The following is a 13,367-nucleotide window of genomic DNA, read 5'->3' on the forward strand; positions in this document are numbered from 1 at the left end:
GCAACTAGAGGCCGGCCGCCATGGCTGGCTTCTTCTGCTATGCTTCGCTTTCAGATGGAGTTATGATAGGAAAATAATTGTTCTAGTTATCGTAAGGGACTGAGATCATATGTTCAAAATCGATCGTTTACTCATATTCGCACTCGCCGCCGTCTTCATCGCTTCACAGCTGACAGGCGCAGATTCGCTCGTTTGGGCGCTAGGGAGTCTCGTCTTCATTGCCATGGCGGTGCTTCTGCCACAATTACGGGGCATGACGCTGTGGCTCACTACCGCTTTTATTGCCGGAGGCGCTGTCCTCCTGATCGTTCAGCAGGCGAGCGCTCGCGTCTGGTTTGAATCGGCGGGCATTAATGCGACGCTGGTGACGCTGTTCGTCTTCGCGCCGTTGTTCGGCATTCCGGTGCGTATTCCGGCGTATGTCGAGGCGCTCAGAAAGTTCTACGATACGAGCCTTAGGAGCGGCAGTGTCATGTTCATCGGCACGCAGCTGTTGACTCAAATTATGGGAGCTTTCATTAATGTAGGATCGATTCCGGTCGTGTACCATCTTGCCTTCGTCAAACCAAGACCGAAGATGGAGGGGCTGCTTGCCGGTGCTTTGAATCGGGGGTTTGCGGGGGCAATCTGTTGGTCGCCGTATTTTGCCGCGATGGCGATTGTGACGACGGCGCTGAAGCTGAACTGGTCGGCGCTGCTGCCTTATCTGATCGTGCTGTCACTGCTTACTCTTATCGTTAGTTTCGTGATGGATTACGCGAAGTTGAAGCAAGTGGGCGAGGAACAGGCGGTTGAGGCGGAGGATGTGAAGGAGCTCTCGGGAGCGAAGAGCAAGGCTGCTTTTCCGGTCGGGCTTGCTGTCTATCTGATTTGCGCCATTGGCGTCATTCTCCTGCTGGAGCCGCTCATCGACGTGCCGATGGTCATTATTACGTGCATGTCTGCCGTCATTTTTCCGCTGATCTGGTGCATCGCCAAAGGTTCGATGGCGACGTATCGCCAAGGGCTGACTAATCATCTGACGGTTACATTGCCTGCACTGAAGAAAGAAATTACGCTGTTCCTCGCCGCTGGCTTCTTCAGCGGAGCCGTTGGCGCAGTCGGCTTCGGCGCGTTCGTGCCGAAGATGCTGGCGTACATTCCGCTGCCGATTGCCGTCGCGTTCTCGCTTCTCGCGATCGTGCTCATCGCCGGCACATCCATCATCGGCCTGCACCCGATCGTGCTCGTCAGCGTCTTCGCCAATGGGGTCGACCCGCACAGCGTAGGCGCTACGCCGATCTATATGGCCGTGCTGCTGCTCGGCAGCTGGGCCGTCTCGAATACGGTTTCGCCGGCGTCAGCAGTGAACAATCTGCTGTCGGGGCTGTTTAAGCGAACCGTCTTCGAGCTGGCGCGGCCGAACTACAAATTCGCCGCCTTCATGGGGGCGGCGCTCATGGTGTACTTAATGCTGCTGCTGCAATTGTAGCGGGCGGCTAACGGAGTCCGCAGCCGCAATAGTCAGCAATTCAAAGCCGCAAGCCGCTTTACAGCAGCTCCAGCTTGCGGAAGTTCGAGAACGGCTGAGCGGCCTCGGCTAGGCTCGCGAGCGCTGCCATCTCTGCCACTTCCATCATAACGCCCCACACCTCACGCACGGCGGGCGACCGATGGGCGGCATCCTTCGCTTCTGCGGATGCCCACTCGAAGATTTCGAGGATCGACCCGTCCTCCGCCTGCAGATGAATCGGCGTCATGTCCGTAATGAATCCTTCGGAGCGAAGTGTCGGCAAGTGCCGTCTTACAATATCTTTCAGCTGCTCTTCTTTGCCGGGATGAGGGCGGTAAGTGGCAATGGATGCAATTCCTTTGGACATAGATGAATCCTCCTTATTGGTTGAGCGCCTGCCGTACAAGCGGTGCCACCTTCGTGCCGAGCAGCTCGATGGCATGCAGCACTTCCTTATGCGGCATTGTGCCGACGTTCACGTGCAGGAAGAACCGCGTGACGCCCAGGTTCTTGCGCAGCAGCACGATCTTCTCGGCGACGGTTTCCGGATCGCCGACATAGAGAGCGCCGCGCAAGCTGCGCGCGGCATCGTACGTCGCGCGCGTATATTCCCCGCCCCAGCCGCGCTCGCGGCCAATGACGTTCATCTGCGCGGCGGTCGGCGCGTAGAACAGCTCCGCCGTGCGGTCATTGTCATCGCCGACGAAGCCGTGCGAATGCGTCGCGATTTGCAGCTTCGACGGATCATGTCCGGCCGACGCAGCGGCTCGCTTGTACAGGTCTACCAGCGGAGCGAATTGCTCCGGCATGCCGCCGATAATCGCGAATGCGATCGGGAGCCCGAGCAGACCTGCGCGAACGGCTGATTCCGCATTGCCGCCGCTGGCGATCCATACCGGGAGCGGACTCTGCACGGAGCGCGGGTAGACGCCGAGATTCTCAATAGCAGGGCGGTGACCGCCGCGCCAATTCACTTTCTCCGATTCGCGTATGGCAAGCAGCAGCTCCAGCTTCTCCTCGAACAGCTCGTTATAGTCGTCCAGGCTGTAGCCGAACAGCGGGAAGGACTCGATGAACGAGCCGCGGCCAGCCATAATTTCCGCTCGTCCGTTCGAGATGCCGTCGAGCGTCGAGAATGCTTGATAGACGCGAACGGGATCGTCCGAAGAGAGCACCGTTACGGCGCTAGTGAGCCGGATCCGCTTCGTGACCGCTGCGCCTGCGGCGAGCACAACGGCAGGCGCTGTGCCCGCGTAGTCCGGGCGGTGATGCTCCCCGATACCGTATACATCGAGGCCGACTTGATCGGCGAGCACCATCTCCTCGACCGCATTGCGAAGCCGCTCGGCGTGGCTCATGATGCGGCCTGTCGCCGGGTCTGGCGTCGTCTCCAGAAATGTACTGATTCCAATCTCCATCGTAGGTGTTGCCTCGCTCATCGTGGAAAGCCTCCTTATGTAACTCTATATAGCTCTAGTTTACTCATTCCGCTTCGGCATCACAAACGGCTATAATGTATAGAGAACGATAGCATGTCATCGGGAGGGTAAACGCTAGTGAACATTACGTTAAATTTGAGCAGCAGCTCCAAGGTAGCCATAATTGAAAGTGAAGAGGTCGTTATCAGCTGCGTGCAGGACGCGCTTGATCTCATGGCGACCGTGTCGTACAACTACGACGGCTGCTATAAGATTCTCATTCACAAGTCGGCTATAGCTGAGCCGTTCTTCGATCTGAGCACGAAGCTCGCCGGTGATATTTTGCAGAAATTTACGAACTACAAAGTGAATCTTGCGATTGTCGGCGACTTTAGCGAATATAGCAGCAAGAGCTTGAAGGACTTCATCTATGAGAGCAATCAAGGCAAGCAGTTCTTCTTCCTGCCGGATGAGCAGACCGCGCTGGAGGCGCTGCACAATGTCGGATAAATCGCTGTACACGATCGGTTTCGCGCAAAAATCATTGCGTACCTTTGTCACCCATCTGCGCGGGCACCAAGTGACGAAGGTGGTCGATACGCGGCTGAACAATGTGTCGCAGCTTGCGGGCTATGCCAAGAAGGACGACCTCAGCTACGTGCTGGAGCTCGTCAATATTGGTTATGCGCATGACCTTGATCTTGCTCCGACGAAGGAGCTGCTTGAGGCTATCAAGCAGAAGCAGGTGTCGTGGGAGGAGTTCGAGAAGCTGTTCATCGACCTGATAGCGAAGCGGCAGATTGAGAAGAAGATAGAGGAGCTGTTCGGCGAAGGGGAGACGGTCTGCCTCATGTGCAGCGAGCATAAGCCGCATCAGTGCCATCGGAGGCTGCTGGCGGAGTACTTAAGAGAATACAAGCAGGACCTGCAGATTCACCATTTGGTTTAGCGGCTGCAAACGAACAAAGAGAGCCTGCTTGCGGCTCTCTCTCTGTGGCTGCTAGGACAGCCTGCTCAGCTCATCTGTAATCGACTCGATCATGCTCACGAAGTTTGCCAGCTCCTTCGAGCTCTCGGCTTGGGTACGCGCAAGCTTCACGGTCTCATCGCCCCGCTGCATCACATCGCCGATGATCGCATTCATATCGCGCAGCTTCTCGTGAATCGTCTTCGATGATTGCTTGGAGCTCTGCGCCAGCTTGCGGATCTCCCGCGCGACGATTTCGAAGCCGTACCCGCTCTCGCCGGCATGCGCCGCTTCAATCGCTGCGTTGAGACCGAGCAAGTTCGTCTGGTCGGCGACTTCCTGAATGACGCCGCCCATCAGCTGAATGTCCTTCATCTGCGCGTTTAGCTGCTCGACTTTGCCTAGCGAGTACTCTTGCAGCTGCGCAGTATGCGTTGCGGTCTCGGCGACAGACTGCGTGCTGCCCGTTAGTTCCACCATCATCGTTGCGAGCTCTTGAACAGCGGAGCTGATCGTCGTAATCATCTGCTGCCGGTCGTCGGCCATCTGCTGGACAAGCGCTTTCTCATCCTTCTCGTAAGCCTCGAGAACGAGCTGGGAGTCGAAATTGAACATTTTGGACAATGCTTGAATAATTTGGATCCACTGATCCGGCACTGCGCTCATCAAATAATGAGTCGCGATGTCGAGATATAACATATAGGTACCGAGATACCATTCCGTCGTAAGCCCGATGCGCGAGTGCAAGGAGCCGATGAAGAGGCGCTTCTCAATAAAGGCCTCGTCAATCAGTCCGGCGGTCATCGTTTGAAAATACCAGATTTGCGTCGATTTCAGCCGCTCAATCGTGCTGTGGGCCGTAATAATGGCAGCCAGCTCGGACTGCTTGTATATACGGGCATATAGCTCGTCCACGACAAGCCCCGTAATTTGCTTGAACGTATACTCGTGCGACTTCAAGAATGCGAGTGTTTCCGAGGTAATGCCTATGTAATCCAGCTGTTTCTGCCGGGCCTTATTCACTGTAATCATAGCTGTAGCCGCTCCTCTTGTAGGTGTTCTTATAATCCTACCTGAAGATCGAGCAAGGGGATATTAGGGAATTCACTGAATATATGGGGGAAAAACACTGATTCCGATGTCGGTATTCCCTAGGGGGAACATGCAATGATTCGAATATTAATCGTGGACGACCATGCTGTTGTGCGCTCCGGTCTGAAGCTGCTGCTCGATGAGAAGTACGGCATCCATGTCGTCGGCGACGCAGCTGACGGGAATGAAGCCATTCGCTTGGCGCAGGAGCTAACGCCGGATGTGGTGCTGATGGATCTTAGCATGCCGAATGGGCGTGACGGTATGTCTGCGACGCAGGAGCTGAAAAAGCTGCTGCCGAGCACGAATGTACTCATTTTGACGATGCATGATGATGATGAATATTTATTCCGGGCGATTCACGCAGGCGCTTCCGGCTATATTTTGAAGAGTGCGCCGCATGAGGAATTGATAATTGCGATTCAGTCGGTTGCGACGGGGGACGCTTACCTCTATCCAACAGCGACGAAGCGGCTTATGCTCGATTACCTGGAGAAGGTGAAGCACGGGGAGAGCACAGACTCCTACGAGACGCTGTCCGAGCGGGAACGGGAAGTGCTCGTCTGGATTGCGAAGGGATACGCCAATAAGGAAATCGCAGAGAACCTGATGCTGAGCGTCAAGACCGTCGAGTCGCACAAAAGCCATCTGATGGACAAGCTCGGCCTCCGCACAAGGCCCGATCTCGTCCGATATGCGCTGAAGAAGGGGCTGCTGAACTTTGAGTAGTGAGCGTGCGTATCCAGAAGTAATCGGACATAAGGTCAGCGCGCCGCTGCACGAGCTGGACGAACATATTCAAGATTCGGCGTTCCGCGAAGACCTGAAGCACATGCTGCTGCAGCTGACAGACGTGAAGCTGGCGCTTGACGAGTCGTCCATCGTAGCCGTGACGAACCGTCGTGGTGTCATCCAGTACGTTAATGATCGATTCTGCGAAATTTCCAAGTATAGCCGCGACGAGCTGCTTGGGCAGGATCATCGCATTATTAATTCGGGCCACCATGACAGCGTGTTTTTCCGTGAGCTGTGGGCGACAATTCGTGCCGGCTCCGTATGGCGCGGAGAGATTAAGAATCGGGCGAAGGACGGCTCCTACTAGTGGGTCCATACGACGATAATGCCTTTCCTGGATGAAGCAGGGCAGCCGTATCAATACTTGGCGATTCGCAGCGAAGTAACGCAGCTGAAGGTAGCGGAGGAAGAACTGAAGCGGATGATGATGCGGGTGATGCAGATTCAGGAGGAGGAGCGCAAGCGATTCTCGTTGGAACTGCTTGATGGCATCGGCCAAAGCTTGTTCGGGCTGGTCATTCAGCTGGACCGGCTGATTGGCGAAGAAGGCAGCGATAGAGCGGAGCTGTCCGCGATTCGGGGGACGGTGACGAATATCGTCGAGGAGGTACGCGGCCTCGCATGGGATTTGCGTCAATCCGTGCTCGATGATCTTGGCGTTGTACCGGCAATCCGCACGTATATCGACAGTTTCAAGCGACACTACGGGCTTCACGCGCAGCTTCATTGCGAGCTTCGCAAGCGGCTCGATCCGCGCGTGGAAACAGCGCTCTACCGCATTATCCAAGAGGCGCTGACGAACATCGGCAAATATGCGGAGGCATCTGTTGCTGTAGTGGAGCTCTGGGAGGAAGGAGACTTCGTCCATGCGCGTATCGCCGACAATGGGCGAGGCTTCGTCCGCGAAGCGGAGCGCAAAGGTGTAGGGTTGTTCAGTATGGAAGAGCGTGCGCGCGGCATTGGCGGACAGCTCGTCATTCGCTCGATTCCGGGCGAAGGGACGACGATTACGCTCGCTGCGCCGAAGCAAGTGGAGTGAAGCGAAGCGGCATAAAGAAGCAAAGCTGCGTGACGCCTGTCAACCTCGTGCGCCGCGAGTTTGCTCTCACGAACCGAACTCGGCGATATTCCTCGACATCCCTCGCTGAGAGATCAAATACGCTCTCTCAGCATTCAAATCCAATATAGCTTTCCATTACAATAAAAAGCTGTCCCTCAGCCACTTTCGAGACTTAGGGGACAGCTTCTACTTTATTATTTGGCTATAAGTGCGTCAGCCGGGGCCGGGGAAGTTAGAAATGCAGCCAGCCGGTCCGCGCTCGCTTTAATTTCCTCATCGGTCAAACGCGGCGCATGGTAAACGACGAACGGCTCCACATACCGCATCTCGGTCAGCAGAACGGTCGCCTTCAGCGGCAGAAGCAGCTGATCCAGCGTATAGAGGCTCTCGCCATCCGGTCGGTACGATTCTTCTGCGCGTCCTACGGAGATGGCGAGCATGTACTCTTTGCCTTTTAGCTGATTGCCCGTGCCATATCCGAAGCCATGCGTGTACACTTCATCCTGCCACTTTTTCAGAAGTGACGGGGTGCTATACCAGTAGAAGGGGAATTGGAAGACGATCCGGTCATGCTGCAGAAGGAGCTGCTGCTCTTGCTCTACGTCAATGACTTCGCTTGGGTAAGTCTCATACAGATCATGCACCGTAATGTTCGGCTCCTGCTGCAATCTCTCCTTCCACATCCGGTTCACACGCGATTCATGCAGCTTCGGGTGGGCGAGTACGACAAGTGTTCTCATGATGTCATTGACTCCTTCAGAAATAAGTCTTATTGAGCGCCGAGGTACTCTTCCAGCACCGATACGATGATTTGATGATCTTGATCGCCAGGCAGCCCGGATGCGGAGATCGTGCCGACAACGCCGACGTTCTTAATGAGCAGCGGGAACGAGCCGCCTTCTGCTGCGTATTGCTTCGGATCGAGGCAAGCCCCTTCAACCGAGCCGCCTTCTGCTTTGAATTTCACATGCATGTAATACGAGCTGTGGCCGAAGTGGTGCACGACGCCTTGTTTGCGCTTGATCCACAGATCGTTGTCGGCAGTTGTGCCGTTCATCTTCGTATGGAAGAGAAGCTCGCCATTGCGTACGATCGTAACTGCAATCGCCTTCTGCTCCTGTTGCGCCTTCTGAATGATTCTCGTGCCAATCTCAAAAGCCGTCGTGTTCGTAAAAGTAGTAAATTGCAAGTCCTGCTCTTGCTTCAGCAGGCGCTCCAGTTCAGCTTGAATATTCGTCATATAAGCACATCCTATCGGTTCTTATTGTACGGCTTTAATAGTACTACAAGTGCAGCGTGATGCGAAACGCCAGGCACCGCAATACCGCTGTAAACATGGTGCGGAGTAAGGTATACTTGTCCTATATTTTCCCAAACAAGGAGCTGAAATATTTGGAAGCCAAACAACCAAAAATTACGCCGTTTCTTATGTTTGAAGGCAGAGCCGAAGAAGCAATGAATTATTACATCTCCGTCTTCGACAATTCGGAAATTGTAAGCATGCGCAAATACGGCGCAGGCGAGCCGGGCCCAGAGGGCAGCGTCATGGTAGCTTCATTCAAGCTGGGTGAACAAATGTTCATGTGCATCGACAGCAACGTGAAGCATGGATTCACATTTACGCCGGCTATTTCCCTCTATGTGACATTTGAGACGGAAGCTGAGATAGACCGCGCCCACGAGATGCTGTCGAAGGACGGGGGCGTGCTAATGCCGCTCGGGGAGTACCCGTTCAGCCGGAGGTTTAGCTGGGTAAAGGATAAATTCGGCGTGACCTGGCAGCTGTCGTTGGCTTAATTCAACCGAGGGAGAAGGGAAATCAACGTGAGCATTCAAGTCGCTCGCGCTTGAAGTGTTCCGGTTTGGAGAGGAGCAGCACATGAATAACGCAGATATTTATGTGCCGATTGTTGATTTATAAGATAAAGAAGGCCATCCTTGCAGGGGATGGTCGTTTTTGTGTTTTTCTGCTTCCTTGGAGGACTTGATTGACCAGAGTTAATGGTCGGACTTTTTTGAATATTCGCCCCTAGTAACGAGCTTGTCGAGGCGAAGGAGAAGGAGCTGGCTGAAGCGAAGGAAACAGCGGAATCTGCCAATCGCGCGAAGAGCGAATTTCTAGCCAATATGAGCCATGAAATACGCACGCCGATTAATGCGGTTATCGGTCTTAATTATTTGCTGCAGCAAACCAAGCTGAACGGCCGGCAGAAAGATTACGTGGACAAAACCATTAGCTCCGCTAAAAGCCTAGTTGCGATCATTAATGATATTCTGGATTTCTCCAAGGTCGAGGCGAAGAAGATTACGATCGAGCAGATTGATTTTGACGTGTACGAGGTGCTGAACAGTCTTTCGAACATGATCAGCTTTAAGGCGTACGACAAGGGGCTGAAGCTGCACTTCTCCATTTCGCCCGAGGTGCCGCAGATGCTGACGGGAGATCCGTTTCGGCTGAATCAGGTGCTGCTCAACCTGTCGAATAATGCGGTCAAATTTACTGAGAATGGCATTGTATCGGTAGCGGTCGAAATGGTTGAGAAAGAAGAGCAAGCCGTCATGCTTCGGTTCTCCATCCGCGATACGGGGATCGGCATATCCGAAGTGCAGCAAAGTCTGCTGTTCCGTGAATTTGCGCAAACCGATATGTCGACGACGCGAAAATACGGCGGTACCGGACTGGGCCTTGTCATCAGTAAAAACCTCGTGGAACTCATGGGGGGAGAAATTAAGGTTGATAGCGTTGTCAATTCGGGGAGCTGCTTCTCCTTTACGCCGAAGTTCGGCTACAGTGCGGGCGTTGCTGCCAAAGGCGAACTGCCGGCGTCGATTAAGTTTCTGCGCATCCTGATTGTGTGCGACCATGCAGAAATGCGGCTGGTGTTGAAAAGACAGTTCGAGCAATTCCAGTTTATTATCAAAACGGTCGATGCGGCGAGCAAGGTAATGGATGAGATTGAAGGGTATGGCCCGTATGATTTGATTATCCTTGATTGGCATCTGAATGACGCCGACGTGACGAAGCTGGCCGAGCAGATTAAGGCGAGCTTCCCAGCTGCAAAACAGGACATCGTGCTTATCAACGCCTACTACGAGTCTGAGACGCTTGCGGAATCGCTCTCGCCGGCGATTAAGAAGATGCTCCATTATCCGATCAGCCAGTCGCTGCTATACGATGAGATTATAGGCCTGTTTGTTCCGCAAATGAGCGCTAAGCCGAGCATGAAGCAGGAGCCGGATTCGGAAGCTAAATTTTCCGTTCTGCGGGATGCCGTTATTCTATTGGTGGAAGACAGCCAGATCAACCAAATGGTTGCCAAGGAGATTTTGAAACAAGTTACGGGGCACATCGATGTGGCGGATAACGGCCTTGAAGCGGTGGAACATGTAGAGGGCAGACGCTACGATGCCATTCTGATGGACATGCAGATGCCGATTATGGACGGCTACGAAGCTGCGCGAACCATCCGGACGCTGGCGAATGGTAAAGACATCCCGATTATCGCCATGACCGCTGATGCGATGAAGGGTGTGGAAGAGAAGGTGCTGGCTGCGGGTATGACTGCTTATATTACGAAACCCGTTGACCCGATCCAGCTCTTTAGCATGCTGCAGCGAGTCATTCAAGCTTCGAACGCGTACGAGGGGGCAGAAGCGGCAGCCGCTGCTGCCGAGCAGCCTGAACAATCTGAACAACCTGGTCAGCCTGAGCCTGTTCTATTCTTGGACAGGGAGACAGCGATGAAGAGGTTCGACCTTAATGAGACGGTGTATGGCCAGATTTTGCAGGCGTTCGAGAAGGATTACGCTGAATCGGCAGTTGAAGTAAGGAACACCCTGGCAAACGGGGATATCGAAGACGCCATCCGGTTGGCCCATACGCTGAAAGCGGATGCGTTATGCATCGGCGCGAAAGAGCTGTCCGTCTTGTCAGGACAGCTGCTACATGCGCTTCGGGAGCGTAAGATGGGAGAGGCGGAGCGCCTTATGCCCGGATTCGATCAGGTGCTGCGGGAGGTTCTTGACGCGATCAAGCAAGGATAGCCGCTACAGCTGATCCACAGCCCCTGCCGAGCCGCAATACTTGTGCAGCATTCGCATCAGGCCGGTCTTCTCGATCGGCTTCGTGACGATGTCGGTAATGCCGGCTTTATAGTAGAGGTCGTGATTCTGCGTGAACGCATCGGCTGTCAGCGCGATAATGGGCAAATAGCTAAATCGCTTGTCGGCGCGAATCCGTCGCGTCGCCTCGCAGCCATCCATCTCCGGCATGTGAATGTCCATTAGTATGGCATCCCACGCGGATTGCTCCAGCAATTGAAGCACCTCATGGCCGTTGTTCGCCATTTCCACGTAATACCCGCTGCTTTGCAAGATTTCCAATCCGATAATTTGATTGATCTCGTTGTCCTCGGCGAGAATGACCCGCAGCTCGCTGCGGCTTGCGGCCACCGCAGCCGCTGTGTTGGTGCTGACTGACTCCGACAGCACCGCTGCATGCCCCAGTAATGCCACGAGCCGCTGGTGTAGCCTTATGCGGCTGATTGGCTTCAGCAGTAAACCGCTCGAGAGCTCTTCGATGGAGGTGTGGAGCAGCGCATTGCGCACATTGGCGGTTGCCATAATGATGCTCGGAATGTGCCGGCGCCGCACTTCTTTCGTCAGGCTCGTCCATAAGCTGGCAGTGAGCGAAGGCTGTGAGGCATCAATGAGCACGACGTCCACGTCTGTATGGAGCGGATGATGCTTTGGCCACGTTTCGGAGACGAGCACCTCTACACCCATCGACAGCAGCTGTTGCCGAACATGGGAAATGGCTAGTGATGGACTTCCGAGCAGCAGCGCGCGGCGCCCTGCGAGCTCCTTAAACGTAGCGGCCGCAGGCAGCTCATCGGCGTTCTCAAGCGGAAGCTGAAAGGTGAACAAGCTGCCTCGATCCTTCTCGCTGGCAACGTCTATCGTGCCGCCCATCATTTCAACCAGGTGCTTGCAAATAATGAGGCCGAGCCCTGTTCCGCCGTATTTGCGCGTCGTGGAGCTGTCGGCTTGCGTGAATGGGCGGAACAGATGATTCAACTTGTCCGGAGAAATGCCAATGCCGGTATCCTGCACGCTGAAGCGGATCAACCGTTCATTCGCATCGCGGATGACTTCAGCTTTAATATGAATCGAGCCGGTTTCCGTAAACTTAATCGCATTGCCGCATAGATTGAGCATAATTTGCTCCATTCGGAGCGGGTCGCCAATAAAGGCGCTTGGACAGTTGTCCGTAATATCGAACAACACCTCTATCGGCTTATTGTCGATAAGCAGTCCAGTGACGTCCGAGAGCTTGCCGAAGAAGTCATCAAGCTGAATGGGCACATGCTCAAGCTCGATTTTGCCAGCTTCGATCTTCGAGAAGTCCAGAATATCGTTAATAATCGAGTGGAGGGCGTTCGAAGCCGAATTAATCTTGGACAGATATTCTCGCTGCGCGCTGGAGAGCGACGTGTTCATCAAAATTTGAGTTAAGCCAATAATGCCGCTGAGCGGCGTTCGGATCTCATGGCTCATCGTCGCGAGGAACTGGCTCTTCGCCTGATTCGCTTCATCGGCGAGAATCCGCTTATGGCGCTCGGTAATGTCAGTGAAGAAGACGATGAGCTCCTTCACCAGACCATCCCGGAATACCGGTTGTATGGCAACGAGCAGGTCGACTCCGGCGATGTTGATTTCGAATCCGGATTTCTCTCCCGTGTGGAGTACCTCGTCGTAGTGGCTTTGCAGCTGATTGATAATCTCTTTGGGCAGCGCCTCAATTTCATCGCAATATAACCCGACGATTTCCGGAACCTTCAGACCAAGCGGGTCCATGAGCTGGCCGGTAATCATCGTGCATTTATAACGGGTTGAATGCACCGCTACTTTATAGATAAGGCCGGGCTGCAGCCGGATCACTTCGTGATATTCGTTCTTCAGCAGCTCCATCTGACCAGCGAGCTCGCGGTTGCGCCTGAAGAAGCGCCAGAGCAGCGCTGTAGACGCCCCGCCAATGAGATTAATGGCAAGATGTTCAGCGAGATAAGGCTGAAGCGGGAAATTGAAGACAAACACATAATCGACAACGAGCACGGTAGATAAAAAAAGCAGCATATAGAGCCACTTGCGTGTATGGGAGCGCAGCTTGATCGAGATGAATCCACAGCCGAGCGCAATAATCATGTTGGCGCAGAGAACGGTCAAGAAGAGGGAGGGCACCTGTATCGTTCGAAATCCGATAATGATGATGGCGCTAGTGACGGATGAGATCGGCCCGCCAAAATAGGCTGACATTAGAATCGCTAGAAATCGGGAATCTATGACATGGCGGTCATCCAGCGCGGCGCCGAAGAGGATAAGCACGATGCCAAAAAGGCCGTGGACAACGCCAACGGCCAGTTTATAACGCCAAGTTCGGGCAACATGCCCATCTTTGTAGTAGAACAATTGTCCGGCGATTACAATAAATACAGATAATATTGAGAGATTAATAATCAAGTCACGAATTGTATTCATTACACA

General features: G+C 54.0%; 12 protein-coding genes and 1 pseudogene. 7 read left to right on the top strand and 6 right to left on the bottom strand.

Annotated features, from left to right (window positions below):
- Nucleotides 1-109: 109 nt before the first annotated feature.
- Complete coding sequence (locus tag AC0LWF_RS20945) at nucleotides 110-1,471, top strand: hypothetical protein (RefSeq protein ID WP_474653476.1); 1,362 nt, start codon at nucleotides 110-112, stop codon at nucleotides 1,469-1,471.
- Nucleotides 1,472-1,529: 58 nt separating this feature from the next.
- Here the strand turns inward: AC0LWF_RS20945 and AC0LWF_RS20950 are convergent, their stop codons facing one another.
- Both AC0LWF_RS20950 and AC0LWF_RS20955 read right to left on the bottom strand, forming a co-directional pair.
- A complete protein-coding gene (locus AC0LWF_RS20950; protein WP_474653477.1) occupies nucleotides 1,530-1,859 on the bottom strand; it encodes a putative quinol monooxygenase in 330 nt (109 codons plus the stop codon).
- Nucleotides 1,860-1,872: 13 nt separating this feature from the next.
- The gene (locus tag AC0LWF_RS20955) at nucleotides 1,873-2,910 is read right to left on the bottom strand and encodes an LLM class flavin-dependent oxidoreductase (protein WP_474653520.1); all 1,038 of its coding nucleotides are present in this window, start codon (nucleotides 2,908-2,910) and stop codon (nucleotides 1,873-1,875) included.
- Between the two features lie 138 nt (nucleotides 2,911-3,048).
- On the opposite strand from AC0LWF_RS20955, the gene AC0LWF_RS20960 reads away from it, so the two are divergent.
- A complete protein-coding gene (locus AC0LWF_RS20960; protein ID WP_474653478.1) occupies nucleotides 3,049-3,420 on the top strand; it encodes a DUF4180 domain-containing protein in 372 nt (123 codons plus the stop codon).
- Nucleotides 3,410-3,859: a DUF488 domain-containing protein gene (locus AC0LWF_RS20965; protein WP_474653479.1), complete on the top strand. Its 450-nt coding sequence runs from the start codon at nucleotides 3,410-3,412 to the stop codon at nucleotides 3,857-3,859. Before AC0LWF_RS20960 ends, AC0LWF_RS20965 begins: the two co-directional genes overlap by 11 nt.
- 51 nt (nucleotides 3,860-3,910) lie before the next feature.
- Here AC0LWF_RS20965 and AC0LWF_RS20970 read toward each other — a convergent pair whose 3' ends face one another.
- Nucleotides 3,911-4,909 carry a protoglobin domain-containing protein gene (locus tag AC0LWF_RS20970; RefSeq protein WP_474653480.1) on the bottom strand — a complete coding sequence of 333 codons (999 nt, stop codon included), beginning with the start codon at nucleotides 4,907-4,909 and terminating at the stop codon, nucleotides 3,911-3,913.
- A gap of 135 nt (nucleotides 4,910-5,044) precedes the next feature.
- On the opposite strand from AC0LWF_RS20970, the gene AC0LWF_RS20975 reads away from it, so the two are divergent.
- Together AC0LWF_RS20975 and AC0LWF_RS20980 are read left to right on the top strand one after the other, a co-directional pair.
- On the top strand, nucleotides 5,045-5,698 hold the full coding sequence (locus tag AC0LWF_RS20975; RefSeq protein ID WP_474653481.1) for a response regulator transcription factor: 654 nt from the start codon (nucleotides 5,045-5,047) through the stop codon (nucleotides 5,696-5,698).
- Nucleotides 5,691-6,803: pseudogene (locus AC0LWF_RS20980) on the top strand (PAS domain-containing sensor histidine kinase). Before AC0LWF_RS20975 ends, AC0LWF_RS20980 begins: the two are co-directional and overlap by 8 nt.
- Nucleotides 6,804-7,018: 215 nt before the next feature.
- On the opposite strand, the gene AC0LWF_RS20985 reads toward AC0LWF_RS20980, so the two are convergent.
- Both AC0LWF_RS20985 and AC0LWF_RS20990 read right to left on the bottom strand, forming a co-directional pair.
- On the bottom strand, nucleotides 7,019-7,564 hold the full coding sequence (locus tag AC0LWF_RS20985; RefSeq protein ID WP_474653482.1) for an NAD(P)H-dependent oxidoreductase: 546 nt from the start codon (nucleotides 7,562-7,564) through the stop codon (nucleotides 7,019-7,021).
- A 29-nt stretch (nucleotides 7,565-7,593) separates the two neighbouring features.
- A complete protein-coding gene (locus AC0LWF_RS20990) occupies nucleotides 7,594-8,064 on the bottom strand; it encodes a heme-degrading domain-containing protein (protein WP_474653483.1) in 471 nt (156 codons plus the stop codon).
- A gap of 152 nt (nucleotides 8,065-8,216) precedes the next feature.
- Here AC0LWF_RS20990 and AC0LWF_RS20995 point away from each other — a divergent pair, with 152 nt between their 5' ends.
- Nucleotides 8,217-8,621 carry a VOC family protein gene (locus AC0LWF_RS20995; protein ID WP_474653484.1) on the top strand — a complete coding sequence of 135 codons (405 nt, stop codon included), beginning with the start codon at nucleotides 8,217-8,219 and terminating at the stop codon, nucleotides 8,619-8,621.
- Nucleotides 8,622-8,888: 267 nt separating this feature from the next.
- The gene (locus AC0LWF_RS21000; RefSeq protein ID WP_474653521.1) at nucleotides 8,889-10,868 is read left to right on the top strand and encodes a hybrid sensor histidine kinase/response regulator; all 1,980 of its coding nucleotides are present in this window, start codon (nucleotides 8,889-8,891) and stop codon (nucleotides 10,866-10,868) included.
- Nucleotides 10,869-10,871: 3 nt separating this feature from the next.
- On the opposite strand, the gene AC0LWF_RS21005 is transcribed toward AC0LWF_RS21000, so the two are convergent.
- Nucleotides 10,872-13,361, bottom strand: coding sequence for a hybrid sensor histidine kinase/response regulator (locus AC0LWF_RS21005; protein ID WP_474653485.1), 2,490 nt, complete (start codon nucleotides 13,359-13,361; stop codon nucleotides 10,872-10,874).
- Nucleotides 13,362-13,367 lie beyond the last annotated feature (6 nt).

Source organism: Paenibacillus sp. sgz302114, from assembly GCF_056120345.1.

What these genes read in the sequence shown, in the direction of transcription:
- AC0LWF_RS20970 (WP_474653480.1), bottom strand. Translation starts at nt 4,909, where the DNA reads ATGATTACAGTGAATAAGGCCCGGCAGAAACAGCTGGATTACATAGGC.
- AC0LWF_RS20950 (WP_474653477.1), bottom strand. Translation starts at nt 1,859, where the DNA reads ATGTCCAAAGGAATTGCATCCATTGCCACTTACCGCCCTCATCCCGGC.
- AC0LWF_RS20985 (WP_474653482.1), bottom strand. Translation starts at nt 7,564, where the DNA reads ATGAGAACACTTGTCGTACTCGCCCACCCGAAGCTGCATGAATCGCGT.
- AC0LWF_RS20965 (WP_474653479.1), top strand. Translation starts at nt 3,410, where the DNA reads ATGTCGGATAAATCGCTGTACACGATCGGTTTCGCGCAAAAATCATTG.
- AC0LWF_RS20990 (WP_474653483.1), bottom strand. Translation starts at nt 8,064, where the DNA reads ATGACGAATATTCAAGCTGAACTGGAGCGCCTGCTGAAGCAAGAGCAG.
- AC0LWF_RS20945 (WP_474653476.1), top strand. Translation starts at nt 110, where the DNA reads ATGTTCAAAATCGATCGTTTACTCATATTCGCACTCGCCGCCGTCTTC.
- AC0LWF_RS20955 (WP_474653520.1), bottom strand. Translation starts at nt 2,910, where the DNA reads ATGGAGATTGGAATCAGTACATTTCTGGAGACGACGCCAGACCCGGCG.
- AC0LWF_RS21005 (WP_474653485.1), bottom strand. Translation starts at nt 13,361, where the DNA reads ATGAATACAATTCGTGACTTGATTATTAATCTCTCAATATTATCTGTA.
- AC0LWF_RS20975 (WP_474653481.1), top strand. Translation starts at nt 5,045, where the DNA reads ATGATTCGAATATTAATCGTGGACGACCATGCTGTTGTGCGCTCCGGT.